This is a genomic window from Bradyrhizobium sp. USDA 4011, from assembly GCF_054063415.1.
In genome coordinates, this window is the sequence record NZ_JBSSGG010000001.1 from 6,565,993 (window position 1) to 6,591,406 (window position 25,414).

Genomic DNA, 25,414 nt, shown 5'->3' on the forward strand with positions numbered 1-25,414 from the left:
CGATCCCCTTGGGGCCTGATCGATCGCCATGCGCCGGCGGGGCTGGCATGACATTGCGTCAAGGCTGATATAAGCAGCATTGGACGTTATATGTCTGCGGAGATTGCGCATGAAAGTGATAGGCCTCGCGGGCTGGAGCGGTGCCGGCAAGACCACGCTGCTGTCGCGGGTGATCCCCTATCTGCTGGGTCGGGCCTTGCGCGTCTCCGTGATCAAGCACGCCCATCACGAATTCGATGTCGACATTCCCGGCAAGGACTCCTGGGTGCACCGGCAGGCCGGCGCGACCGAGGTGCTGGTGTCCTCGACCCGGCGCTGGGCGCTGATGCACGAGCTGCGCGGCGCCAGCGAGCCGCGGCTGCCGGAACTGCTCGCCAAGATGGCGCAGGTCGATCTGGTGGTGGTCGAGGGCTTCAAGCGCGAGCCGGTCAACAAGATCGAGGTGTATCGCGCCGCCAACGGCAAGCCGCTGCTGTTCCCCGACGACCCGCGCGTGGTCGGGATCGCCAGCGACGTCGCGGTCGAAACCAGGCTGCCGGTCGCGCATCTCGACGACATCGAGGACGTCGCCGAATTGATGCTGCGCTCCGCCATTCCGGTCGACGATGTGCTCGCTTCGGCTGCGGCGGAAAGCTGACAGGGTGAGAAGGTGCCGCCGTTGACGATGCGTAACGGCTTCGCCATGGTCGAACCATGACCACGACAAAGCTCGACCTCACCGGCCTGAAATGCCCGCTGCCTGCGCTGAAGACGCGCAAGGCCCTGAAGAGCGTGACGGCGGGAGATTTCCTCGAAGTGCACTGCACCGATCCGCTTTCGGTGATCGATATTCCGGCCCTTATCCAGGAGACCGGCGACAGGGTCGAGATCACCGAGCGAAGCGACGTCCGGATCGTTTTCCTGATCGAGAAGGCGAATGGAATGATAGAGAATTCAAATGCTGCAGCGCCGCGTACGCGCTAGATCCGGCTTGATATCTACCTTTTGTCTATCGACACCTATTTTCCATTCTGCGCGAATTGATAATCTCCGCCGGGTTGCGGAGATGCAGCTGTGCCCGGATGAGGGGCACATCGACGGGCGACGGCCGGCCTGCGTCCAGATCAGGGACTGCACGGCTGGCATATCCGGTCGTATTGGGGGTTAGCATTTGCGGAATGCGCGTGGTTGGTCCCGGCGCATCGAGGAAATGTGCGGAGCAGCCGCCTGACGGTGGCCGCAAAGGGCTGAGACCGGGCTGAGACGGGATCGAAGACGCAGACGCGCCTGACAACGGCGGCTGCAGGGGAGGAGTCAATGACCTCAGTGAGCAGCGCCGCACGCGTATCCGCGGCAGGTGCAGGTTTCCTCGACAAGGAACACACGATCGCGACCGCCGGCTTCAACCGCTGGCTGGTGCCGCCGGCGGCGCTGTGCATCCATTTGTGCATCGGCATGGCCTATGGCTTCTCGGTGTTCTGGCTGCCGCTGTCGCGGGCGATCGGGCTGACCGCGCCGAAGGCGTGCCCCGATATCTCGCTGGTCCAGGAATTGTTTACGACGACTTGCGACTGGAGGGTCGCGAGCCTGGGGTGGATGTACACTCTGTTCTTCGTGTTGCTCGGCGTCTCCGCCGCGATCTGGGGCGGCTGGCTCGAGAAGGTCGGTCCGCGCAAGGCAGGCTTCGTCGCGGCGTTGTGCTGGGCCGGCGGTCTCGTGATCGGCGCGCTGGGCGTCTACACGCACCAGCTCTGGCTTATGTGGCTCGGCTCCGGCGTGATCGGCGGCGTCGGTCTCGGCCTCGGCTACATCTCGCCGGTGTCGACGCTGGTCAAGTGGTTCCCCGACCGCCGCGGCATGGCGACCGGCATGGCCATCATGGGCTTCGGCGGCGGCGCGATGATCGGTGCGCCGCTCGCTGACAAGCTGATGAACTACTTCAAGACCCCGACCTCGGTCGGTGTCTGGGAGACCTTCCTCGTCATGGGTGCGATCTACTTCGTCTTCATGATGATCGGCGCCTTCCGCTATCGCCTGCCGCCGAGCGGCTGGCAGCCGGACGGCTGGACACCGCCCTCCAAGACCAACGCGATGATCTCGACCAAGAACGTCCATCTCGACAACGCGCACAAGACGCCGCAATTCTGGCTGATCTGGTGGGTGCTGTGCTTGAACGTGTCGGCGGGTATCGGCGTGATCGGCATGGCCTCGCCGATGCTGCAGGAGATCTTCGCCGGCAAGCTGATCGGGCTGCCCAATGTCGGCTTCAACGCGCTCGACGCGTCGCAGAAGGCGCAGATCGCGGCGATCGCTGCCGGCTTCGCCGGCCTGCTGTCGCTGTTCAACATCGGCGGCCGCTTCTTCTGGGCCTCGCTGTCGGACAAGATCGGCCGCAAGAACACCTATTACACGTTCTTCGTGCTCGGCATCGTGCTATACGCGCTGGCGCCGACCTTCGCAGCGATGGGCTCGAAGCTCTTGTTCGTGCTCGGTTTCGGCATCATCCTGTCGATGTATGGCGGCGGCTTCGCCACCGTGCCGGCCTATCTCGCCGACATGTTCGGCACCCAGTTCGTCGGTGCGATCCATGGCCGTCTGCTGACGGCGTGGTCGACCGCGGGCATCATCGGTCCGGTCGTGGTGAATTACCTTCGCGAATTCCAGCTCGCCGCCGGCGTGCCGCGCGACCAGCTCTACAACACCACGATGTACATCCTGTGCGGCATGCTGGTCGCCGGCTTCGTCTGCAACTATCTGATCAAGCCGGTCGATCCGAAGTGGCACATGAGCGACGCCGAGGTGGCCAAGCTGCAGGCGGCGACGGCGACCGGCGGCAACGGCGCGACCGGATCGTTCGGCATCGGCAAGGGCGGTCTGGACGGCAGGGCGGCGCTGTTCTGGCTGTTCGTCTGCATTCCGCTGGCTTGGGGCATTTACATGACGCTGCTTAGCGCGGTCAAAATCCTCTGATTGCGACGATCATCGCCGCGGGCCGCCGATTCCCGGCGCCCGCGGCATTGGCTCTATTCCTTGAACAGAAATCGGATTGGGGGATTTCAATGTTTCGCACCCGGATTTGCCTTGCCGCCGCGCTGCTCGCCGTAGGGCTTCATGCTGCGTCAGCCCAGACCGCGGCGCCGACCGCGCCGGCACCAGCCGCCACCACCACGGCCAAGCCGTCGAAGATCAAGCTGACGATGGAGAAATTGAAGGCCATGAAGGAGCAGTGGCGCGCCAACAAGCCCAAGCTCAAGGCCTGCCGCAAAGAGGTGAAGCGGAAGGGGCTGACCGGCGATGATCGCTGGTTCTATATCTCGGACTGCATGGCCAAGACCTGAGCGCGCATATGTATGCAACCCGTCATTGCGAGGAGCGATAGCGACGAAGCAATCCATCGTTCCGTGCCCGCGGCGAAATGGATGCTTCGCTGCGCTCGCAATGACGTGGTTGGGGCTGTATCAGCCCATGTTGCACGGAGCAAAAGGGGCGTGACAGCGGTCGCTGCACGCCCCTTTTGCTGTTGGGAAGCAATCACTCCGCTGCAGCCGGCGTCGCCTTGGCGGGCCCGAGCGCTGCCGCAATCGCATCGTCGACGCGCTCCAGCCAGATGAACTCGAGCTTGGCGCGGGCGCCGGCGGGGATGTCGTCGTAGTCGCGCTTGTTGCGCGCCGGCAGCATCACGCGTGTCAGGCCCGCGGCCGCGGCGGCGACCACCTTCTCCTTGATGCCGCCGACCGGCAGCACGAGGCCGCGCAGCGAGATCTCGCCGGTCATCGCGGTGTCGCTGCGCACGGTGCGATCGGTCAGGAGCGAGGTGAGGGCGGTGAACATCGCGACACCCGCGCTCGGGCCGTCCTTCGGCGTGGCGCCGGCGGGAACGTGGACGTGGATGTCGCTCTTCTCGAACACGGCGGGGTCGATGCCGAGTTGGGAGGCGCGGCTCTTCACCAGCGTCAGCGCGGCCTGCACGCTCTCGCGCATCACGTCGCCGAGCTGTCCGGTGATCATCAGCGTGCCGCGGCCCGGCGTGCGCGAGGCCTCGATGAACAGGATGTCGCCGCCGACCGGCGTCCAGGCGAGCCCGGTTGCGACGCCCGGAATGCTGGTGCGCATCGCGATCTCGTTCTCGAACCTCGGCTGGCCGAGCAGCGACACGATGTCCTTCGGTGCGATGGTGACATGGCTGGCGCTGCCATCGGCGATCTGCACTGCGACGTTGCGCAGCACCTTGCCGATTTCGCGCTCCAGATTGCGGACGCCGGCCTCGCGGGTGTAGCTCTTGATGATCAGCCGCAGCGCGTCCGGATCGATCTCGACCTGCTCGGCCTTGATCCCGTTGGCCTCGAGCTGGCGGCGTACCAGATAGCGCTTGGCGATCTCGAGCTTCTCGTCCTCGGTGTAGCCGGGAAGGCTGATCAGCTCCATGCGGTCGAGCAGCGGTCCGGGGACGCCGTCAAGCATGTTGGCGGTGGCGATGAAGACGACGCGCGAGAGGTCGAACGGCACGCCGAGGTAATTGTCGCGGAAGGTGCCGTTCTGCTCGGGGTCGAGCACTTCGAGCATCGCGGCCGACGGATCGCCCTGGATGCCGCGGCCCATCTTGTCGATCTCGTCCAGCATCATCACGCAATTGCGCGCGCCGGCCTTCTTGATCGCCTGGATGATGTTGCCGGGCAGCGCGCCGATATAGGTGCGGCGATGGCCGCGGATCTCGGCCTCGTCATGCACGCCGCCGAGCGAGACGCGGACGAACGGCCGCGACATCGCGCGCGCGATCGATTGGCCGAGCGAGGTCTTGCCGACGCCGGGCGGCCCGAGGAAGCAGAGGATCGGCGCCTTGCCGCCGGGCGCGAGCTTGCGCACCGCGAGATATTCGATGATGCGGCTCTTGATCTTCTCCAGGCCATAATGGTCATGGTCGAGGATCTTGCGCGCCTCGGCGATGTCGATCGGCTTCTCCTCGGGGATGCTCCAGGGCAGGTCGATCAGCCAGTCGAGATAGCTGCGCACCATGCCGGATTCGGCCGCCGCCTCCGGCATCCGCTCGTAGCGGCGCAATTCCTTCTGCGCCTGGCTCTCGGCCTCCGGCGGCATCTTGGCGTCCGCAATTGCCTTGGTCAGCTCGGCGACCTCGGCGGCCTTGCCGTCGCCCTCGCCGAGCTGGCGCTGGATGGTCGCCATCTGCTCGCGCAGGATCGCTTCGCGCTGCCGCTCGTCGAACACCGCCTTGGTCTTCTGCCCGATCTCCTGACTCAGCCTGAGCACCTCGATGCGCTCGGCAAGATGCCGCGAGACCTTGTCCATCCGCGCCACGAGATCGACGGTTTCCAGGATGTCCTGCTTCTCCGCCGGCTTGATGTCCATGTAGGAGGTCGCAAGATCAGCCAGTGTCGCCGGCGAGGTCGCGCCCTGCAGCGCGGCGATCAGCTCGGGCGGCGTCTGCGGCAGCAATTGCGCGGCCTCCAGCGCCTGGCGCTGCAGATTGAGGAAGCGCGCCTCGATCTCGGGCGAGGTGGTGGTCGGCTCCGGAATCTGCAGCACGCGCGCCGCCAGGAACGGCGTGCCGGGCAGATAGTCGAGCACGCGCATGCGCTGCACGCCCTGGCAGACCAGGTGATGGCTGTCGTCGGCGCCGGTGATGTAGCGCACGATGTTGGCGATGGTGCCGACGCGGTAGAGCCCGTCGGGGCCGGGATCGTTGGTCTCGGGATCACGCTGCAGCAGGATGCCGATCGGCCGCTGCTCGCGCACCGCCTGCTGGGCGGCGGCAATCGAGGTCGCGCGCGCGATCGTGATCGGGATGATGACGTCCGGAAACAGCACGGTGTTGCGCACCGGGACGATGATCGTTGCGTCGCTCGGGATCGGCGCCGAACTCGCCGGATTTGAAACGCCTGAAGCAGCCATGTCGAAGTCCCTCAGCTCGATTTTCCGAGCCGCAGACCGACGCAGCCATGCGCGGCAAAGCGGCTGATGGTGTAGCGGCCGGTCGGCAGCGCGATGCGGCGCTCGAACCGGCCCTGCGGCAGCTCGAGGCGCAGGATGCGGGCGTTGCGGAGCTCGGCGGGCAGGATGCGGCGGCCGGAGATCACCAGCGTGCCGCCGTCGAGCGCGGCCTCGACCTCGTCGGGATCGACCCCCGGCAGCGCGACCAGGATCAGGATTTCCTCCTCGGTCTCGATCACGTCCATTGGCGGTTCCCAGCTCGGCTCGCTGCCCTCCCCGCGCGGGTGCAAATTGAGGAAGCTCTGGTGCAACCGCTCGGCGCGGGCGAGCGCCTCGATCGCATCCGTCAGCATCCAGTTGGTCTGATCCTTGGGCCGCATCGGCAGTCTCCACGTCGCATTGACGGGCAACGTTACCGGTCTTGCCGCCGACCGTAAACCGGCCCCTCGTGCCGCCGGTCGAGGGTAAAATTGTCCGAAATCTCGTGGCTTGCGGCATGGCCGCGATGCGCCGCCACATTCTGCGTCGGATCAGAAGGACGTGATGTCGTGATCGCGGCCTACAGCCAGCCGGAACGCCTGAATTGCCAGAACAGCCCGCCGCATGCGAGCAGCATCAGGCCCATCACGACGAAATAGCCGTATTCCCATTGCAACTCCGGTATGTACTTGAAATTCATGCCGTAGATGCCGGCTACCGCGGTCGGCACGGCAACGATCGCAAGCCATGAGGCGAGCTTCTTGGAGATCGCCGTTTCCTGCGCCTGACCGACCAGCAGGCTTGCTTCAAAGGCAAAGGCGAGCACCTCGCGCAGCGAATCGATGCGTTCCTGGATGGTGCGGACGTGGTCGGTGACGTCGCGGAACAGCGGGCGCATGGTTGCGCGCACCATCGGCAGGTCGTCGCGCTCCAGCCTGCGGCAGACCTCCACCAGCGGCCCGACCGCGTTGCGCAGCCGCAGCAGGTCACGCCGCAGCAGGTACATCCGCTCGATCTGCGCCCGCGTCATCGCGCTCGCCAGCACCTCCGCCTCCATCGCCTCGACCTCCTCCTGGATCGTCTCGAGCACCGGGGAGTAGTTGTCGACGATGAAATCGAGAATGGCATAGAGGATGTAGTCCTCGCCCCGGGCAAGCGCGCGCGGGCAACTCTCGCAGCGTTCGCGGACCGGCGCGTAGGACGTCGAGGCGCCGTGCCGCACCGAGACGATGTATCCCTCGCCGACGAACAGATGCGTCTCGCCGAACGCGATGCTCTCGCCGTCGAGCTGGGCGGTGCGTGCCACGATGAACAGCGCATCGCCATATTGCTCGATCTTCGGCCGCTGATGCGCGTGATCGGCGTCTTCGATCGCGAGGTCGTGCAGCTGGAATTGGCGCTGCAGGCTGCTCAGCAGCGTCATGTCGGGCTCGTGCAGGCCGATCCACACCACGTGATCCGGCTTGTTGCGCCAGCTCGCGGCCTCGTCGATCGCGATATTGGCGATACGCCGTCCGTCGACATAGACGCCCGCCGCGACCACGCCATCGGAAGCGACGGATCCCGCGGTTGCGACAGTTGGCGATACGAGGTTCATGGTCTGCACCCTCGGTTATCGAACCCGCTTGACGCGATTGCTTGCCGAAAGGCTAGCACCGAATGGACGCTGGTCAACACGGGCCGCGGCGTTGCGTTCCGGCTCGTCGGGAGGGAGCAGCCCGGGTCTGTGGCCGGTCGACGACCTTTATGCGGCTCCTATGCCGCACCGCGGCGCGTCCTCTCGAATTCCTACGGCCCATCCAGCATCTTGTGCCGTGACGCGGTGCGCTCGCGCGCCGCCAACAGGAAGGTGGGACATGACCTTGCTCCATGTACACGATGTCCGGCCGCATGGTTCGGCCGGTGCGACGCCTTTGGCGCTGCGGCGGACCATCCGGCGGATCGGCCTCGCCTGCAGAACGCTTCACCGCGCCATCGCCGCGGCAAAAATCCACCGGCTGCGCAACGAACTGCTGCTGCATCGCGGGCACGAGGACTGGGCGCGGACCCATCTCGATGCCGGCATGTTCGGCGGCGATGCCGAGAGATATCCGCGGGCACCGGTCGTGCTCGGCGAGAAGTGGGATTATTGAGATGCGCGCGGTCTCATTCATCGCGGCCTTGCCGCGCCGTGCCGCCGAAGGACTGCTCAAATTCCTCGCCTGGATCGGCGAGGAGCCGATCGGCGGCTACCGGCCCGAGGCGCACTATATGCGCGGCCCGGGCCCTGCGTGGCGGGCCAAGCATCTGACGGGTCAAGTCGCTTCGCTTCGGCGCGTCAGATGATCGAGCAGGTTCATCGGCAGCGGGAAGACCACGGTCGAGGAGCGCTCGCCGGCGATGTCATGGAGCGCCGCGAAGTAACGTAGCTGCATCGCCTGCGGCTCCTGGGCGAGGATCCGGCCGGCTTCAACAAGTTTCTCGGCGGCCTGCTGCTCGCCCATCGCGTTGATCACCTTGGCGCGCCGCAGCCGTTCGGCCTCGGCCTGCTTGGCGATCGCCCGCACCATGGTCTCATTGAGATCGATGTCCTTGATCTCGACCGCGGTGACCTTGATGCCCCAGACGTCGGTCTGCTTGTCCAGCGTCTCCTGGATATCGGCGTTGAGCCGGTCGCGTTCCGCCAGCATCTCGTCGAGCTCGTGCTTGCCGAGCACCGAGCGCAGCGTGGTCTGGGCAAGCTGGCTGGTCGCGGCCATGTAGTCGCTGACCTTGATGATGGCGCGCTCGGGATCGACGATGCGGAAATAGAGCACGGCGTTGACCTTGACCGAGACGTTGTCGCGCGAAATCACGTCCTGCGGCGGCACCACCTGCACCACCACCCTGAGATCGACCTTCACCAGCTGCTGCACCACCGGAATCAGGATGATGAGCCCCGGGCCCTTCACTCCCGTGAAACGGCCGAGCGTGAAGATGACGCCGCGCTCGTATTCGCGCAGCACGCGCACGGCCTGGGTCAGGAAGATAATGATCAGCAGCGCGATCGCCGCATAGGTGAAGTAATCAAGCATCATGCTGTACCTCCTTCGCCGGCGGAAGCCGGCGCACGCCGCACCACCAGCGTCAAATCGACGATGCTGGCCACCTCGACCGTCTCTCCGGTCTTGAACGTCTCGGTGCCCCGCGCCTGCCAGCGTTCGCCATTGGTGAAGACGTGACCCGTGGTCTCGGACCAGTCGAGCACCTCGGCCGGCAGCCCGCGCATGGCTTGCGCACCTGTCCGCAGCGGACCGTTGCGCGCGCGGCCCAGCGCCCCGAGCACGACGAGAATGAGGCCTGCGAACATCGCCGCGACGATGCCGATGAGCGGCCATGACAGGTGGTATCCGGGCGCCTCGATCCGGAACAGCATGGCGGCTCCCAGGACAAAGGCGACGATGCCTCCGAGGCCGATCACGACGGTCGGGTTGAAGGCTTCGATCGCGAGCAGCGCCATCCCGACCAGCATCAAGGCGAAGCCGGCATAGTTGATCGGCAGCATGTTGAGCGCGTAAAGGCCGAGCAGCAGGCAGATCGTGCCGACAACTCCGGGCGCCACGGCACCGGGGGACATGAATTCGAAGATCAGGCCGTAGATGCCCACCATCAGCAGGACGAACGCGATGTTGGGATCGGTGATGACGGCAAGCACGCGCGAGAGCCAGGAGGGCTCGATGGCTTCGATCACGGCATCCTTCGTCGCCAGGCGTTGTGTCTTGCCGCCGGCAAGCTCCACCGTCCGGCCGTCGATCTGTCTGAGCAGGTCGGCCGGATCATGCGCAGTGAATTCGATGACACGGGCCTGCAACGCTGCGTTGGCGGAGAGAGTGGCGGCATCGCGGACCGCCTTCTCGGCCCAGTCGGCATTGCGGCCGCGCAGTTCGGCGAGGCTGCGGATGAAGGCAACGGCATCGTTCGTCACCTTCGCCGTCATGGTATCCTTGGTCGTGGACGGGTTGCCGCCGTCCTTCTGGTCCTTGCCGTCCTTGTCCGGGGTGCTGCCCGGCAAACCCGGCATCGGGCCGCCGATCTGCACCGGCGTCGCGGCGCCGATATTGGTGCCGGGCGCCATGGCTGCGAGATGGGTCGCATAGAGAATGTAGGTCCCGGCGCTCGCGGCATGGGCGCCGGAGGGCGCAACATAGCCGACGACGGGAACGGGCGAGGCCAGCACGTCGGTGATGATCTCGCGCATGCTGGTGCTGAGACCGCCCGGCGTATTCAGCCGCAGAATGACGATCTCGGCGTGCCGCTCGGCCGCCTTCGCCAGGCCGTCCTTGACGTAGCTGGCCGATGCCGGCCCGATCGCTCCGTCGATTGAAATGGTCAGGGCAAGACGGTTGTTGTCCGCGGCCGTACCGGGACCAATGGAAACAACCAGCGCGACCAGGGCGATCGCCACAACGAGAGCCGCCTTGAAGGTCTGCACGGCAAGCACTCCCTTGCCGTGGATATGGGATGTCGGTCCGGAACCTCAATATGGCGCGGTGTCACGGACGCCGTTCGCTGATCCATTGTGCATCGCGATGGCTGGCGTCGGGTCGGTAAAGCTCACTGCGCAGCGGCGAGGTACTCGTCGGCAAGCTCAGCCATCGCCTGCGCGAGCTCGGCCTTCGCTGGTCCGTTGAGCTGAACGATCGGCAGCCGCGTCGCCGGCTGCATGAACCCCAGGAGCGCCAGTGCGAATTTCAGGGCGGCGGGGTGCTCGCGCTCCAGCAGCGTCGCGAGCGGCACCAGCCGCTGATGCAGCTCGCGCGCCTGATACAACCGGCCTTCACGCAGATGCCGGGCCACTGCCACGCACAAATCGGGCGCGACGTTCGAGACCGACGAGATGCAGCCATCACCGCCCGCGGCCATATAGGCGAGCGACATGGTGTCGTCGCCGGTCAGCATCCGGAATGTCGCCGGCAGGCGTGGACGCAGGCGCCTGAGGCGGGCGACATCGCTGCTGCCGTCGCGCAGTCCGATGATGCGCGGCGATGCTGCGAGCTCAACCAGCGTCTCGTCCGTGAGGCCTTTCACCGTCCGCGCGGGAATGTCGTGCAGGATCACGGGCAGTGTCGTGGCGGCGGCGACGGCGCGGAAATGCGCCGCCATGCCCCGCGGCATCGGCTTGTTGTAATACGGCACGACCGACATGATGGCGTCGGCGCCGGCCGCTTCCGCCGCGCGCGTGAACGTGACGGCGCGATCCGTCGCGTTCGACCCGGCACCGGCGATGATGCGGACCCGCTTGCGTGCGACACCGGCCGCGATGCGGACCAGCTGCGCGCGCTCCGCGGGCTCCAGCGTCGAACTTTCACCCGCGGTCTCGCCGACCACCAGCGCCGAGGCGCCAGCCGCGATCTGGCGCTCGCACAGCCGGCCGAACGCATCAGCGTCGATTTCGTCCCGGTGATTGAAGGGGGTCGGAAGATCGGGGATGAAGCCGGACAGCCACGCCGCCGAATCCGCTTTCGAAGTGACTTTCGCAATCATGGGAGTGGCTCAGGCCACGCGGATTGCGGGGAGGGGCGCGGTTTCGCCGCGCATATCGAGCTCGAGCTCGCGCGACAGCTCGACGATCATTTCGGGGTGCTGGCCGTTCTCGAACAGCGCGTATTTGACGGCCTGGGCGCGGTTGACGAACAGGCCGCCATAGAGGCCGTTCTGCTGCTGGGCGACCCACTGGCCGCGGTGATTGCGGCCGATGAAGACAATGGTGGACACAGCGCTACACGAGGGAGGTTCGACGAGTTTCACGGTGATAGTCCTTCAGGTGGAAGTCACGCGTTCAATGTCCGTTTTGCCGGATATGAAATCGAGCGCGGCGGACGGCCGACTTCATAGGAGCGGCATAGGATTTGAGGGGGTGGCCTAGATGTGCTGGACGATGCCGGTGCCGAGCGCGCACAGCGCGACATAGGCGGTCATCTCGTCCCAGTGATTGAGGTTCGCCGCGAACGGCATCTCGCGCTTGACGAGGCCAGCGAGCGCGCAGATCAGCGCCGACATCCAGAGCAGCGTGACGAGGCCTCTGCCGAAGCCTGCGCCCGCGAAGACGGCGAATCCGATCATGATGGCAAGCCGGAAACCGAACCGGACCATGACCTGGACCGACTGCAGCTGCTGCGGCAGTTGTTTTGCGTTCACGACGGCGCCGCCATCAGCCGATATTGTCGACGAGCATCGGCTCGTAGAGCGAGCTGATGCCGCGACGGACGGTTGGCACGCTGGTGCGGCTCTCGGGCGCCGAGATCCGCTGCGCCTCGACGAAGGCGCTGAGGATCGCGAGCGCGAGGTCCGCATGGTGGGCCTCGATCGATTGGTCGAGCCAGTCGGGCAACTCGCGTTCGCGCGACAATGCGCAGTACCACTCGCCCTCGTCATAGACCAGGCGGCGGATCTGCCATTGCGGCAGCTCGAGATCGAGCAGCGCGATCGCGGCGTCGGTCCAGGCGCCCGACTGGATCAGGCGCTCGACACGGGAGGTCTTGCCGCTCTGTCCGACCGAGGGAAAGCGCCGGCAGGTCTGGCTGATGATCTCGGCCATGAAATCGGCAGTGACTGTATAGGCGTCGCGTAGCCGGTCGCCGAGGTCGGCGGAGGTGGGTTGGGATAGCACGGACATGGCGTCATCTCGTCGAAGATGCGGCCGAAGGTATTGGCCACAGGCCCAAAATGGCCCGATGGCCATTTGAAAACGAGATGAGGCGAGGGGCGGAGATATAGGGATTCCATAAAGATTGGTGACCTTGTGGTCCTCGCGAAAGCCGCAAGACGTGTCGATCTGACAAGGCGTGCCCTGTCCAGCGCGGGCGCGGCGAATTGCGCCATGTCAACATCTGAAGCTGCCGCGGGCGTAAGCTGGATAGAGGACGTCGGGCCTTTATAGGATTCCTATAATGTCGTTATTCACTACATCTCGAAAACCTATGCGCAGGATGGCACGTCACGACCATCCGGCGCGGAGCGCTTATACGCTCGCCCGCGCCCTGTGACGCATAGGAGTCTCTCATGATGGACATTCTCATGGCGGCGCTCGCGATCGGCTTCTTCGCGGCCGGCATCGGTTATGCCTACGCCTGCGAACGGCTTTAAGGGAGGCGGCGATGATCTTCGATTACTCGCTCGCCGGCCTCGTCTCGCTCGGCCTGCTGTTCTACCTCACCTACGCACTGCTGCGGCCCGAACGCTTCTAGGCGGCCCGCGATGTCAGCGCTTTGCACAATTCTGTTGGCCGACGCGGTGCTGACCGGGCTGTTGCTCGGCGTGTTCGCGTCGCTGCTGCGCTTCGTACCCATTCGAAAGGTTTGACGCAATGACCGTCATCGGTTGGATTCAAATTATTCTGTTCTGCGCGATCGTGGTCGCGCTGGTCAAACCGCTCGGCTGGTACATGACCCGCGTGTTCAACGGCGAGCGCACCTTCCTCTCACCCGTGCTGCGCCCGGTCGAGCGCGGCATCTACTGGGTCGGCGGCGTCGACGAGCGGCGCGAGCAGCACTGGCTGACCTATACGGTCGCCATGCTGCTGTTCCATGTCGGCGGCTTCTTCATCATCTACGGCCTGATGCGGCTGCAGGCGCTGTTGCCGTTCAATCCGGCCGGCCAATCCGCCGTTGCCGAGGATCTCTCCTTCAACACCGCGGTGTCCTTCATCACCAATACCAACTGGCAGAATTACGGCGGCGAAAGCACGCTGTCCTATCTGGTCCAGATGCTCGGCCTGACCCACCAGAACTTCCTCTCGGCGGCGACTGGCATCGCGCTTGCTGTGGCGCTGATCCGCGGCTTCTCGCGCTCGTCGATGCGGACCGTCGGCAATTTCTGGGTCGACGTCACGCGCTGCACGCTCTATGTCCTGCTGCCGATCTGCGTCGTCTATGCGCTGTTCCTGGTCTCGCAGGGCATGCCGCAGACCCTCGGCGCCTATGTCGATGCCACCACGCTGGAGGGCGGCAAGCAGACCATTGCGCTCGGGCCGGTGGCCTCGCAGGTTGCGATCAAGATGCTCGGCACCAATGGCGGCGGCTTTTTCAACGCCAATGCTGCGCATCCGTTCGAGAACCCGACCGCACTGTCGAATTTCGTTCAGATGCTGTCGATCTTCGTGCTGGGCGCGGCGCTGACCAATGTGTTCGGCCGCATGGTCGGCAATCAACGCCAGGGCTGGGCCATCCTCGCGGTGATGGGCGTGCTGTTCATCGCCGGCGTGGCCGTCACATACTGGGCAGAAGCCAACGGCACCAGCACGCTCAGCGCGCTGGGCCTGACCGGCGGCAATATGGAAGGCAAGGAAGTCCGGTTCGGCATCGTGGCGTCCTCACTGTTTGCCGTGATCACCACGGCCGCCTCCTGCGGCGCCGTCAACGCCATGCATGACAGCTTCACCGCGCTCGGCGGCATGATCCCGCTGATCAACATCGAACTGGGCGAGATCGTTGTCGGCGGCGTCGGTGCCGGCATGTATGGCATGCTGCTGTTCGTCATCCTCGCGATCTTCGTCGCGGGCCTGATGGTCGGCCGCACCCCGGAATATGTCGGCAAGAAGATCGAGGCGCGCGAGGTCAAGATGGCGATGCTCGCCATCCTCATCCTGCCGCTGATGATCCTGGGCTGGACCGCGGTCGCCGTGGTGCTGCCCTCGGCAGTCGCCTCGATGGCCAATGCCGGCCCGCACGGCTTCTCCGAAGTGCTCTATGCCTATACCTCGCAGACCGGCAACAACGGCTCGGCCTTCGCGGGTCTGACCGGCAATACGCCCTTCTACAATATCACCGGCGGTGTCGCGATGTTCGTCGGGCGCTTCTTCATGATCATCCCGGCCATGGCGATCGCCGGTTCGCTCGCCAGCAAGAAATCCCATCCGCCTTCCGCCGGCACGTTCCCGACGACGGGCGGGTTGTTCGTCGGCCTTGTTGTCGGCGTCATCCTGATCATCGGTGGCCTCACCTTCTTCCCGGCGCTCGCGCTCGGGCCGATCGTCGAGCACCTCGCAATGAACGCCAACACCCTGTTCTGACCTGATACGACTGGAGTGACATCCATGGAAACCATGAAACTGCAGAAAAGGGTGACGGCGTCGACGATGCTCGACCCGAAAATCCTAGTGCCGGCGATCTGGTCGGCCTTCGTCAAGCTCGATCCACGGCTGATGATGAAGAACCCCGTGATGTTCGTGGTGGAGGTGGTGGCCGCATTGACCACAATCATCTTCGTCCGTGACCTCGTCACCGGCGGTGCGAACCTCGCCTTCACGTTCCAGATCATCCTCTGGCTCTGGTTCACCGTGCTGTTCGCCAATTTCGCCGAAGCGGTGGCCGAAGGCCGCGGCAAGGCGCAGGCGGAATCGTTGAAGAAGACCCGCACCGAGAGCCAGGCCAAGCTGCTGACCGGTTCGGACCGGATCTATCGACTGGTGCCGGGCACCTCGCTGAAGGTCGGCGACGTCGTGCTGGTCGAGGCCGGCGACAACATCCCGTCCGACGGCGAGGTGATCGAAGGCGTCGCCTCGGTCAACGAGGCGGCGATCACCGGCGAATCCGCGCCAGTGATCCGCGAATCCGGCGGCGACCGTTCGGCGGTGACCGGCGGCACTCAGGTGCTGTCGGACTGGATCCGCGTCCGCATCACCGCGGCGCAAGGTTCGACCTTCATCGACCGCATGATCAGGCTGGTAGAGGGCGCCGAGCGGCAGAAGACGCCGAACGAGATCGCGCTCAATATCCTGCTCGCAGGCCTCACCATCATCTTCGTGTTCGCGACGGTGACGATCCCGAGCTACGCGGCCTATGCCGGCGGCTCGATCTCGGTCGTGATTCTGGTCGCGCTGTTCGTCACGCTGATCCCGACCACGATCGGTGCGCTGCTGTCGGCGATCGGCATCGCCGGCATGGACCGCCTGGTACGCTTCAACGTGCTGGCGATGTCCGGCCGCGCAGTGGAAGCCGCCGGCGACGTCGATACGCTGTTGCTCGACAAGACCGGCACCATCACGCTGGGCAACCGCCAGGCGACGGCGTTCCGCCCGGTCCGCGGCGTCAGTGAGCAGGAGCTTGCAGATGCGGCGCAACTGGCGTCGCTTGCCGACGAGACGCCCGAGGGCCGCTCCATCGTCGTCTTGGCGAAGGAGAAATACGGCATCCGCGGCCGTGACATGAAGGAACTCGCGGCGACCTTCGTGCCGTTCACCGCGCAGACGCGGATGAGCGGCATCGATGCCGGCTCTTCCGCCGTCCGCAAGGGCGCGGTGGATGCGATCCTGAACTACATCGGCGGCGGCACCGCGTCGTCGATCACCAATGGCAGTGCCGTTCGCGCCATCCAAGCGAATGTCAACACGGACGCCGCGCGCGAGTTGCAGGCGATTGCCGATGAGATCGCCAAGTCGGGCGGCACGCCGCTGGCGGTCGCCAAGGATGGCCGGTTGCTCGGCGTGATCCACCTCAAAGACATCGTCAAGGGTGGCATCCGCGAGCGTTTTGCCGAACTGCGTCGCATGGGCATCCGCACGGTGATGATCACCGGCGACAACCCGATGACGGCGGCGGCGATCGCAGCTGAAGCCGGCGTCGACGACTTCCTGGCGCAGGCGACCCCTGAGGACAAGCTGAAGCTGATCCGCGACGAGCAGTCCAAGGGCAAGCTGGTCGCGATGTGCGGCGACGGCACCAACGACGCGCCGGCGCTTGCGCAGGCCGACGTCGGCGTCGCCATGAATACCGGCACGCAGGCGGCCCGCGAGGCTGGCAACATGGTCGACCTCGACTCCAACCCGACCAAGCTGATCGAGGTGGTCGAGATCGGCAAGCAGCTCCTGATGACCCGCGGTGCGTTGACGACCTTCTCGATCGCCAACGACGTCGCAAAGTACTTTGCGATCATCCCGGCGATGTTCCTCGCGTTCTATCCGCAGCTTCAGGTGCTCAACATCATGCACCTGGCGAGCCCGCAAAGCGCGATCCTGTCGGCGATCATCTTCAACGCGCTGATCATCATTGCGCTGATTCCACTGGCGCTGAAGGGCGTCAAGTATCGCGCCGTCGGTGCCGGCGCGCTGCTCAGCCGCAACCTGATGATCTATGGCTTAGGGGGCATCATCATCCCGTTCATCGGCATCAAGGCGATCGACCTCATCGTCGCCGCCCTGGGCCTGGCGTAACCACAACCGTCATTGCGAGGAGCGAAGCGACGAAGCAATCCATCGATAGCCGTGCCGAGCCACGGATTGCTTCGCTTCGCTCGCAATGACGAAGCAGACTGAGGAGACCTACAATGCTTAAAGAAATCCGCCCCGCCATCCTCGTGCTGGTCCTACTGACCGCGATCACGGGCCTTGCCTATCCGCTCGCCATGACGGCGATCGCCGGCGTCATCTTTCCGAACCAGGCGCAAGGCAGCCTGATCGAGAAGGACGGCAAGGTGATCGGCTCCGCCCTGATCGGGCAGGAGTTCAAGGAGGATAAATACTTCCACGGCCGGCCGTCGGCGACGGTCGCGCCCGATCCGAACGATGCCTCCAAGACCGTGCCGGCGCCCTACAACGCGGCCAACTCGGGCGGCTCCAACCTCGGCCCGACCAGCAAGGCGCTGAACGACCGGGTCAAGGAGGATGTCGAGAAGCTGAAGGCGGAGAATCCGTCGGCCAACGTGCCGGTCGATCTCGTGACCACCTCGGCCAGCGGGCTCGATCCGGACATCTCGCCGGACGCTGCGCTGTTCCAGGTGCCGCGGGTGGCCAAGGCGCGCAGCCTGTCCGAGGACGCGGTGCGCGAGTTGGTGACGCAGAACACGCACGGCCGCTTCGTCGGCGTGATCGGTGAGCCCCGCGTTAACGTTCTTGCGCTCAACCTGGCGCTCGATGCGGCAAAGGCGAAATAGGGGAGTAGGCCCGCTCTCGCAGGATGACTATATTGCGGTATGGCCAATCAGCGTGACCCCGATAAACGACCCTCGCCGGATGCGTTGCTGGAAGCGGCGCGCCGGGAGACCGATCGATCGGGGCGGCTGAAGATCTTCATCGGCGCTGCCCCCGGTGTCGGCAAGACCTACGAGATGCTGCAAAGCGCCCACGCCCGCCTCAAGGCGGGCGTCGACGTCGTGGTCGGTGTCGTTGAAACCCACGGACGGGCGGAGACCGAGGCACTGCTGAAGGGCCTTGAGCTCATACCGCGGAAGCGGTTAGCCTATCGCGACCAGACGCTCGAGGAGATGGACCTCGACGCCCTGATCGCGCGGCGGCCGCAGCTCGCGCTGGTCGATGAGCTCGCCCATACCAATGCGCCGGGCAGCCGGCATCCCAAGCGCTATCTCGATGTCGAGGAATTGCTGTCGCACGGCATCGACGTCTACACTGCGATCAACATCCAGCACATCGAGAGCCTCAACGACGTCGTCGCGCAGATCACCCATGTGCGGGTGCGCGAGACCGTCCCCGATTCGGTGGTCGATCGCGCCGATGCCATCGAGCTGATCGACCTCACGCCCGACGACCTGATCCAGCGGCTGAAGGAGGGCAAGGTCTATGTGCCCAAACAGGCCGAGCGGGCGCTGGAGCACTATTTCTCGCCGGGCAATCTCACCGCGCTGCGTGAGCTCGCACTGCGCCGTACCGCCGAGCGGGTCGACGAGCAGCTGCTCACCCACATGCAGGCCAATGCCATCCAGGGGCCCTGGGCCGCCGGCGAGCGCATCCTGGTGTGCCTGAGCGAGGATCCGCGCGCGGCCGGCCTCGTGCGCTACACCAAGCGTCTGGCTGACCGGCTGCATGCGCAATGGACCGCCATCAGCATCGAGACCCGCCGCAGCCTGCAGCTGAGCGACGAGCAGCGCGACCGGCTGGCCGACACCATGCGGCTTGCCGAGTCGCTCGGCGGCGAGGCGCTGACCATTCCCGGCGTCGGCCGCCGCATCGCCGACGACGTCATCAATTTCGCCCAGGCCAACAACGTCACCCAGATCATCATCGGCAAGTCGACGCGCTCGCGCTGGTTCGAGCTGACGCGCGGCTCGGTGGTGCACGATCTGGTGCGCCGCGCGGGCAATATCAGCGTCAACGTGATCGCCGGCGACGAGCTGCCGGTCGGCAAGGCGGCGGTGCAGACCGCGCAGCGGCAGGAGCCGTTCAACCCGCGGCCCTATCTGATGGCGCTGCTGCTGACGGCCATTGGGCTCGGCGCGGCCAAGCTGATCCAGCCGTTCTTCGGCATCGAGAATGTCGATCTCGTCTTCATCACCGCGGTGGTCGGCGCTGCGGCGCGCTACGGCCTGTGGCCGTCGCTCTTGGCCAGCGTCGCGGCCTCGCTGTGCTACAATTTCTTCTTCCTGCCGCCGGTCTACACCTTCACCATCACCGACCCGACCAACGTCGCGGCGTTCTTCTTCTTCATGCTGATCGCGCTTCTGGTCTCCAACGTCGCGGCGCGGGTGCGCGTGCAGGCCGATACCGCGATCGGTCGTGTCCGCACCACCGAGTCGCTCTATGCGTTCAGCCGCAAGCTCGCCGGCACCGCGACGCTCGACGACGTGTTGTGGGCGACCGCCTACCAGATCGCCCTGATGCTGAAGGTGCGCGTGGTGCTGCTGCTGCCGGAGGACGGCATGCTGACCGTCAAGAGCGGCTATCCGCCGGAGGACCAGCTCGACCAGGCCGATCTCGCCGCCGCCAACTGGGCCTGGAACAACGATCGCCCGGCCGGCCGCGGCTCCGACACGCTGCCGGGCGGCAAGCGCTTGTTCCTGCCGATGCGCACCGGCCGCGGCCCGATCGGCGTGATCGGCATCGACGACGACCGCACCGGGCCGCTGTTGACGCCGGACCAGCGCCGGCTGCTCGACGCGCTGGTCGACCAGGGCGCGCTGGCGATCGAGCGTGTGCTGCTGGTCGAAGACATGGATCGCGTCAAGCGCACGGTCGAGTCCGATCGGCTGCGTGGCGCGCTCTTGACCTCGATCTCGCACGACCTCAAGACGCCGCTGGCCTCGGTGCTCGGCTCGGCCTCGGCGCTGCGCGATCTCGGCACCAACCTGAGCGATGCCCAGAAGCATGATCTGCTTGCGACCGTGATCGACGAGTCCGAGCGGCTGAATCGCTTCATCGCCAATCTGCTCGACATGACCAAGCTGGAATCCGGCGCGATCGTGCCGAATACCGCGCGGCACGATGTCAGCGAGATCGTCGGCAGCGCGCTGCGCCGCGCCGCCAAGATCCTGGTGCATCACCGGGTGTCGCTGGAGCTCGCGGCCGACCTGCCAATGCTGGAGCTCGACGCCGTGCTGTTCGAGCAGGTGCTGTTCAACCTGCTCGACAATGCCGCCAAATACGCCCCCTGGGATACCACGATCTCGATCCGCGGCGCGCGCGACCGCGACACCATCGCGCTGCAGATCCTCGACGAGGGCAACGGCATTCCGGCCGGCGAGCTCGAAAGCGTGTTCGACAAGTTCTACCGCGCCGAGAAGGGCGACCATGTCCGCCCCGGCACCGGCCTCGGCCTTGCGATCTCGCGCGGCTTCGTCGAGGCGATGCGCGGCACGATCGCGGCGGCCAATCGCTCCGACCGGAGCGGCGCCGTCATCACCATCCGCCTGCCGATCCCGGCCGACACCAACGCGCTGGACACTGCCGCATGAACGCGACGCCGATCAAAGTCCTGGTCATCGACGACGAGCCGCCGATCCGCAAGTTGCTGCGGATGGGGCTGAGCACGCAGGGCTACGACATTCTCGAAGCCTCCAACGGCAAGATTGCGCTGGAGATGCTGGGCGAGGGGCCGGCACTGATCATCCTCGATCTCGGATTGCCCGACATCCAGGGCCACGATCTCTTGCGCATGATCCGCGGCCGCAACGAGAGCGTCCCGATCGTGGTGCTGTCGAGCCGCGGCGACGAGGCCGGCAAGGTGCAGGCGCTCGACCTCGGCGCCGACGACTACCTGACCAAGCCGTTCGGCATGGACGAATTGCTGGCGCGGCTGCGCGCGGCGCTGCGCCACCAGTTGCAGGTGCAGGGCGAGCGGCCAGTGTTCCGCTCCGGCGATCTCTCGGTCGATCTGGTGCGCCGGATCGTCAAGGTCGGCGACAGGGAGATCAAGCTGTCACCGAAGGAGTATGATCTCCTGCGCGTGCTGGTGCAGCATGCCGGCAAGGTGCTGACCCACCGCTTCCTCCTGAAGGAATTGTGGGACGAGCTGACCGACGCGCAATATCTACGCGTCTATGTGCGCCAGCTCCGCCAGAAGATCGAGGCCGACCCCGAGCGTCCGCAATTCGTGCTGACCGAGACCGGCATCGGCTATCGGCTGCGCGCGGCGGACTGACCTGTCATGCCCCGCTTCAAGCGGGGCATCCAGTACGCCGCGGCTTCTCCGCTCAACCATTGGCGTCTCTGGAATACTGGGTCGCCCGGTCGAGCCGGGCGACGACATGGTCGGAACTTTCATCCTGATCGAGGCTTGTTTTCCGTTACCGGGAGAGAAGCCATGGCAAGAAAATACTCGCGGAAGGCATCAAGCGATGTCGAGCGTGTGATGAAGAAGCGCAAGGCCGGCACACTGCGCAGCGGCCGCTCCAAGAAGAAGGTGAAGAGCCGCAAGCAGGCGATCGCGATCGGTCTGTCAGAGGCCCGCGCCAAGGGGCGGAAAGTGCCGAAGAAGGCATCCAAGAAGACGGCGAAGACGCGCAAGACGTCGAAGAAGCGGAAGAGTTCGAAGAAGAAGTAGGACGCCAAACCTATCCTGTCGTCATTGCGAGCGAAGCGAAGCAATCCATCTGTCCACGTCTGCGGAAAGATGGATTGCTTCGTCGCTTCGCTCCTCGCAATGACGTGGAGAGGCCTACCCCGCCTTGCGCGACCGCGCACTCGGCCGGTGCGCCCTCTTGGGGGCGCGGCGGTGCGCGGTCTGGCGTCGCGCGGACGATCCCGATCGCCTGGCGCCACCCTTCCGGTCCTTCAGGCTCTGCTTCAGCGCGTCCATCAGGTTCACCACGTTGCTCGGCTTCTCCTCGCGCGCGGCGGCCTTGATCGGTTTGCCGGCGGCCTTGCGGCGGACCAGCGCCTTCAGCGCGGTCTCGTACTCGTCCTTGAATTTCGATGGATCGAAATGCGCGGCCTTGCTGTCGAGGATGTGGCCGGCGAGCTCGACCATGTCCTTGGTCACCTTCGGGCTCTTGATGTCGTCGAAATAGTCGCCGGCATCGCGCACCTCGTAAGGGTAGCGCAGGGTCATGCCAAGCATGCCCTTGTCGAGCGGCTCGATCGCGATCACGTGCTCGCGATTGGTCAGCACGATCCGCGCCAGCGCGACGCGGTCCTGATCCTTCATGGCGTCGCGGATCACGGCGAATGCGTCGACGCCGGCCTTGCCGTCGGGCCTGATGTAATAGGGGTGGTCGAGATAGCGCTTGTCGATCTCGCCCTCCGGCACGAACCTGTCGATGTCGATGGTGTGGTTGCTTTCGATCTGGACAGCATCGAGCTCGTCCTTATCGATCTCGACATATTTGCCCTTGGTGACCTCGTAGCCGCGACCCTTCTGGTCGCCCTCGACGACGTCGCCGGTTTCGGTATCGACCATCTGCTGCTTCAGCCGGTTGCCGGTCTCCCGGTTGATCATGTGAAAGCGGGTTTTCTCGACCGTAGTCGAGGCCGGGTAAAGCGCCACGGGGCACGACACCAGCGAGAGTTTGAGCGTGCCTTTCCAGTAGGCGCGGGGAGCGGCCATGATCGTCTCCAAACAGCTTGAGTTTGGAACTTGAACGGATACCGTAGGTTTTGGTTCCTGATGGCTGCTCCGAGGGCGGCGGCCGGGGTTTGCGCCGAGACCTGGAAGTGTAGCTGAGAAATCACGTGTCGCTGAGAAATCTCACCACCTATCGCAAGAAGCGCGACTTCGAGAAGACCAATGAGCCGTCGGGCGACGTCAAGGTGGCGCCCGGCAAGCAGCGGCGCTTCGTCATCCAGAAGCATGACGCGACGCGGCTGCACTATGATTTCAGGCTGGAGTTCGACGGCGTTTTCAAGTCCTGGGCGGTGACGCGCGGGCCCTCGCTCGATCCGCATGACAAGCGGCTGGCAGTCGAGGTGGAGGACCATCCGCTCGACTATGGCGACTTCGAAGGCACCATTCCGGAAGGCCAGTATGGCGGCGGCACGGTGCAGCTCTGGGATCGCGGCACTTGGGAATCCGACGATCCCGAGCGCGGCTTCAAGAAGGGCGACCTGAAATTCACGCTGCACGGCGACAAGCTGCACGGCAGCTGGGTGCTGGTGCGGATGAAGAACGACCGTTTCGGCGGCAAGCGCACCAACTGGCTGTTGATCAAGCACCGCGATGAATACGCCGTGGACGGCAACGGCGACGCGGTCCTGGGCGAGGACCGCTCGGTCGCCTCCGGCCGCTCGATGGCAGAGATCGCGGCCGGCAAGGGCCGGGCGCCGAAGCCGTTCATGCTGGCCAAGGGTAAGGGCAAGGCCAAAGCGGATGCGGTCTGGCAGTCCAATCACGGCAGGGCCGCCGGCGCGCGCGCCAGGACCAAGGCGCCGGCGCCCAGGGAAAAACTCAAGGCGCAATTGAAGGCGAGGACGAAAGCGCAACCGAAGCAGGTGACGGAGATGCCGGACTTCGTTTCGCCGCAGCTCTGCACCGCGGTCGAGAGCCCGCCCAACGGAGCGGGCTGGTGCCACGAGATCAAGTTCGACGGCTATCGCGTGCAGTTTCGCATCCAGGATGGCGAGGCCGTGGTGAAGACCCGCAAGGGGCTCGACTGGACCGACAAGTTCGGCGCGATCGTGAAGGAGGCCGGCAAGCTGCCGGATGCCCTGATCGACGGCGAGATCGTCGCGCTCGACGGGAACGGTATCCCCCATTTTTCGGCGCTGCAGGCGGCGCTGTCCGACGGCAAGACTGAGAAGCTGATCTTCTACGCGTTCGATCTGCTGTTTGCCGGCTCCGAGGATCTCCGGCCGCTGCCGCTCAGCGAGCGCAAGGCGCGGCTGCAGGCGCTGCTCGCCGTGCGCAAGGGCAAGCTGATCCGCTATGTCGAGCATTTCGAGGAGCATGGCGACGCCGTGCTGGAGTCCGCGCGCAAGCTCGGGCTGGAAGGCATCGTATCCAAGCGGCTCCACGGCGCCTATCGCTCCGGGCGCTCAGACGACTGGACGAAAGCGAAAATCCGCGCCGGCCATGAAGTAGTGATCGGTGGCTGGAAGACCACCAACGGCAAATTCCGCTCGCTGATGGCGGGCGTCTATCGCGGCGATCATCTGGTCTTTGTCGGCATCGTTGGCACCGGCTTCGGCCAGGACACGGTCCGCCGCATCATGCCGGCGCTGAAGGCGGCGGCGTCAGACACCAGCCCGTTTGGCGGCAAGGATGCGCCGAAGAAGACCCGCGACGTGCATTGGCTGAAGCCCGAACTGGTCGCCGAGATCGAGTTCGCCGGCTGGACCGACGCCGGCAACATCCGCCAGGCGGCCTTCAAGGGCCTGCGCCAGGACAAGCCGGCGCGCGAGGTCGAGGCCGAACGGCCGGTCGTAACCAGAGTGGTGAAGCCGATGGCCAAAGGAAAGTCCAGCGCGGTGATGGGTGTCGCCATCTCCCATCCGGACAAGGCGTTGTGGCCCGATGCCGGCGACGGCGAGCCGGTCACCAAGCTCGATCTCGCCAATTACTTCGAGGCGGTTGGCACATGGATGATCGGATATCTCAAGGGCCGGCCGTGCTCGATCGTGCGCGCCCCTGACGGCATCAAGGGCGAGACGTTCTTCCAGCGCCACGCGATGGCGGGCACGTCGAAGCTCCTCAAGCTCGCCAAGGTCTCCGGCGACCGCAAACCCTACCTGCAAATCGACCAGGTCGAGGGCCTGGCGGCGGTCGCGCAGCTCGGTGGCCTCGAGCTGCATCCCTGGAATTGCGCGCCCGATGCCTATGACACGCCGGGCCGGCTGGTGTTCGATCTCGATCCCGCGCCCGACGTCGCGTTCTCCGACGTGATCGAGGCCGCCAAGGACATGCGCCAGCGACTCACGGCAGTCGGCCTCGAGAGCTTCTGCAAGACCACCGGCGGCAAGGGCCTTCATGTCGTGGCGCCGCTGCTCGCAGGTGCCAGGGACAGAGTGACGTGGAAGGAGGCCAAGGCGTTCGCGCAGGCGATCTGCCAGTGGATGGCGCAGGACGATCCCGAGCGCTATCTGATCAACATGTCCAAGGCCAAGCGCACCGGAAAGATCTTCCTCGACTACCTGCGCAACGACCGGCTTTCGACCGCGGTCGCGGTGCTGTCGCCGCGGGCGCGGCCGGGCGCCACGGTGTCGATGCCGTTGACCTGGACCCAGGTGCGCGGCGATCTCGATCCGAAGAAATATACGGTGCGGTCGGTGCCGGCGCTGCTTGCAAAGAGCAAGGCGTGGGACGGCTATGAGGATGTGGCCTCGTCGATCAAAGCAGCGATGAAGAAGCTCGCGGCCGAGTAGCAAACGTTTAGGCAAGCTTGTGCCGCTGGCTTA

The 25,414-nt window shown here is 65.3% G+C and carries 24 protein-coding genes; 14 read left to right on the top strand and 10 right to left on the bottom strand.

Annotated features, from left to right (window positions below; all coding sequences use genetic code 11):
* Window positions 1-109: 109 nt before the first annotated feature.
* From mobB to ACVW1C_RS30960, 4 genes are all read left to right on the top strand, one after another.
* Window positions 110-637 (top strand): molybdopterin-guanine dinucleotide biosynthesis protein B, encoded by a 528-nt coding sequence (gene mobB, locus ACVW1C_RS30945; RefSeq protein ID WP_092116225.1) that lies wholly within the window; start codon window positions 110-112, stop codon window positions 635-637.
* A gap of 56 nt (window positions 638-693) precedes the next feature.
* The gene (locus ACVW1C_RS30950) at window positions 694-963 is read left to right on the top strand and encodes a sulfurtransferase TusA family protein (RefSeq protein ID WP_456761502.1); all 270 of its coding nucleotides are present in this window, start codon (window positions 694-696) and stop codon (window positions 961-963) included.
* A gap of 333 nt (window positions 964-1,296) precedes the next feature.
* Window positions 1,297-2,949 carry an OFA family MFS transporter gene (locus ACVW1C_RS30955; protein WP_456761503.1) on the top strand — a complete coding sequence of 551 codons (1,653 nt, stop codon included), beginning with the start codon at window positions 1,297-1,299 and terminating at the stop codon, window positions 2,947-2,949.
* Between the two features lie 89 nt (window positions 2,950-3,038).
* Window positions 3,039-3,317, top strand: coding sequence for a hypothetical protein (locus ACVW1C_RS30960; RefSeq protein WP_456761504.1), 279 nt, complete (start codon window positions 3,039-3,041; stop codon window positions 3,315-3,317).
* 193 nt (window positions 3,318-3,510) lie between these two features.
* On the opposite strand, the gene lon is transcribed toward ACVW1C_RS30960, so the two are convergent.
* The 3 genes from lon to corA all read right to left on the bottom strand — a co-directional run bounded on the left by lon (window position 3,511) and on the right by corA (window position 7,501).
* Entirely contained in the window at window positions 3,511-5,886 is a 2,376-nt protein-coding gene (lon, locus tag ACVW1C_RS30965; RefSeq protein WP_456761505.1) for an endopeptidase La, read from the bottom strand.
* Window positions 5,887-5,897: 11 nt separating this feature from the next.
* Window positions 5,898-6,305: an Hsp20/alpha crystallin family protein gene (locus tag ACVW1C_RS30970; RefSeq protein ID WP_092116215.1), complete on the bottom strand. Its 408-nt coding sequence runs from the start codon at window positions 6,303-6,305 to the stop codon at window positions 5,898-5,900.
* A gap of 179 nt (window positions 6,306-6,484) precedes the next feature.
* Complete coding sequence (gene corA, locus ACVW1C_RS30975) at window positions 6,485-7,501, bottom strand: magnesium/cobalt transporter CorA (protein WP_456761506.1); 1,017 nt, start codon at window positions 7,499-7,501, stop codon at window positions 6,485-6,487.
* Window positions 7,502-7,760: 259 nt separating this feature from the next.
* Here corA and ACVW1C_RS30980 point away from each other — a divergent pair, with 259 nt between their 5' ends.
* Window positions 7,761-8,036, top strand: coding sequence for a hypothetical protein (locus ACVW1C_RS30980; RefSeq protein ID WP_456761507.1), 276 nt, complete (start codon window positions 7,761-7,763; stop codon window positions 8,034-8,036).
* Between the two features lies 1 nt (window position 8,037).
* Complete coding sequence (locus ACVW1C_RS30985) at window positions 8,038-8,229, top strand: hypothetical protein (RefSeq protein WP_456761508.1); 192 nt, start codon at window positions 8,038-8,040, stop codon at window positions 8,227-8,229.
* Here ACVW1C_RS30985 and ACVW1C_RS30990 read toward each other — a convergent pair.
* The 6 genes from ACVW1C_RS30990 to ACVW1C_RS31015 all read right to left on the bottom strand — a co-directional run bounded on the left by ACVW1C_RS30990 (window position 8,199) and on the right by ACVW1C_RS31015 (window position 12,538).
* Complete coding sequence (locus ACVW1C_RS30990; RefSeq protein ID WP_456761509.1) at window positions 8,199-8,960, bottom strand: slipin family protein; 762 nt, start codon at window positions 8,958-8,960, stop codon at window positions 8,199-8,201. The genes ACVW1C_RS30985 and ACVW1C_RS30990 overlap by 31 nt on opposite strands.
* On the bottom strand, window positions 8,957-10,354 hold the full coding sequence (locus ACVW1C_RS30995) for an NfeD family protein (protein WP_456761510.1): 1,398 nt from the start codon (window positions 10,352-10,354) through the stop codon (window positions 8,957-8,959). Before ACVW1C_RS30995 ends, ACVW1C_RS30990 begins: the two co-directional genes overlap by 4 nt.
* Before the next feature lie 122 nt (window positions 10,355-10,476).
* Window positions 10,477-11,406 (bottom strand): 4-hydroxy-tetrahydrodipicolinate synthase, encoded by a 930-nt coding sequence (dapA, locus tag ACVW1C_RS31000; RefSeq protein WP_456761511.1) that lies wholly within the window; start codon window positions 11,404-11,406, stop codon window positions 10,477-10,479.
* Window positions 11,407-11,415: 9 nt separating this feature from the next.
* Window positions 11,416-11,670 (bottom strand): hypothetical protein, encoded by a 255-nt coding sequence (locus tag ACVW1C_RS31005; protein WP_456761512.1) that lies wholly within the window; start codon window positions 11,668-11,670, stop codon window positions 11,416-11,418.
* Window positions 11,671-11,784: 114 nt separating this feature from the next.
* A complete protein-coding gene (locus ACVW1C_RS31010) occupies window positions 11,785-12,060 on the bottom strand; it encodes a hypothetical protein (protein WP_092116205.1) in 276 nt (91 codons plus the stop codon).
* A gap of 13 nt (window positions 12,061-12,073) precedes the next feature.
* On the bottom strand, window positions 12,074-12,538 hold the full coding sequence (locus tag ACVW1C_RS31015) for a hypothetical protein (RefSeq protein ID WP_456761513.1): 465 nt from the start codon (window positions 12,536-12,538) through the stop codon (window positions 12,074-12,076).
* A 481-nt stretch (window positions 12,539-13,019) separates the two neighbouring features.
* Here ACVW1C_RS31015 and ACVW1C_RS31020 point away from each other — a divergent pair, with 481 nt between their 5' ends.
* The 7 genes from ACVW1C_RS31020 to ACVW1C_RS31050 all read left to right on the top strand — a co-directional run bounded on the left by ACVW1C_RS31020 (window position 13,020) and on the right by ACVW1C_RS31050 (window position 21,629).
* Window positions 13,020-13,109: a K(+)-transporting ATPase subunit F gene (locus ACVW1C_RS31020; RefSeq protein ID WP_016846764.1), complete on the top strand. Its 90-nt coding sequence runs from the start codon at window positions 13,020-13,022 to the stop codon at window positions 13,107-13,109.
* Between the two features lie 119 nt (window positions 13,110-13,228).
* A complete protein-coding gene (gene kdpA / locus ACVW1C_RS31025) occupies window positions 13,229-14,932 on the top strand; it encodes a potassium-transporting ATPase subunit KdpA (RefSeq protein ID WP_456761514.1) in 1,704 nt (567 codons plus the stop codon).
* A 24-nt stretch (window positions 14,933-14,956) separates the two neighbouring features.
* Window positions 14,957-17,071 (top strand): potassium-transporting ATPase subunit KdpB, encoded by a 2,115-nt coding sequence (gene kdpB, locus ACVW1C_RS31030; protein WP_456761515.1) that lies wholly within the window; start codon window positions 14,957-14,959, stop codon window positions 17,069-17,071.
* A 113-nt stretch (window positions 17,072-17,184) separates the two neighbouring features.
* Window positions 17,185-17,790, top strand: a complete 606-nt coding sequence (locus ACVW1C_RS31035; RefSeq protein ID WP_456761516.1) for a K(+)-transporting ATPase subunit C — start codon at window positions 17,185-17,187, stop codon at window positions 17,788-17,790.
* 39 nt (window positions 17,791-17,829) lie between these two features.
* Window positions 17,830-20,541 (top strand): DUF4118 domain-containing protein, encoded by a 2,712-nt coding sequence (locus tag ACVW1C_RS31040; protein ID WP_456761517.1) that lies wholly within the window; start codon window positions 17,830-17,832, stop codon window positions 20,539-20,541.
* The gene (locus ACVW1C_RS31045) at window positions 20,538-21,227 is read left to right on the top strand and encodes a response regulator (RefSeq protein WP_456761518.1); all 690 of its coding nucleotides are present in this window, start codon (window positions 20,538-20,540) and stop codon (window positions 21,225-21,227) included. The genes ACVW1C_RS31040 and ACVW1C_RS31045 overlap by 4 nt, the downstream gene beginning before the upstream one ends.
* Window positions 21,228-21,389: 162 nt before the next feature.
* A complete protein-coding gene (locus ACVW1C_RS31050) occupies window positions 21,390-21,629 on the top strand; it encodes a DUF6496 domain-containing protein (protein ID WP_456721561.1) in 240 nt (79 codons plus the stop codon).
* A gap of 114 nt (window positions 21,630-21,743) precedes the next feature.
* On the opposite strand, the gene ku is transcribed toward ACVW1C_RS31050, so the two are convergent.
* Window positions 21,744-22,631: a non-homologous end joining protein Ku gene (gene ku / locus ACVW1C_RS31055; protein ID WP_456761519.1), complete on the bottom strand. Its 888-nt coding sequence runs from the start codon at window positions 22,629-22,631 to the stop codon at window positions 21,744-21,746.
* Window positions 22,632-22,756: 125 nt separating this feature from the next.
* Here ku and ligD point away from each other — a divergent pair, with 125 nt between their 5' ends.
* Window positions 22,757-25,381 (top strand): DNA ligase D, encoded by a 2,625-nt coding sequence (ligD, locus tag ACVW1C_RS31060; protein WP_456761520.1) that lies wholly within the window; start codon window positions 22,757-22,759, stop codon window positions 25,379-25,381.
* Window positions 25,382-25,414 lie beyond the last annotated feature (33 nt).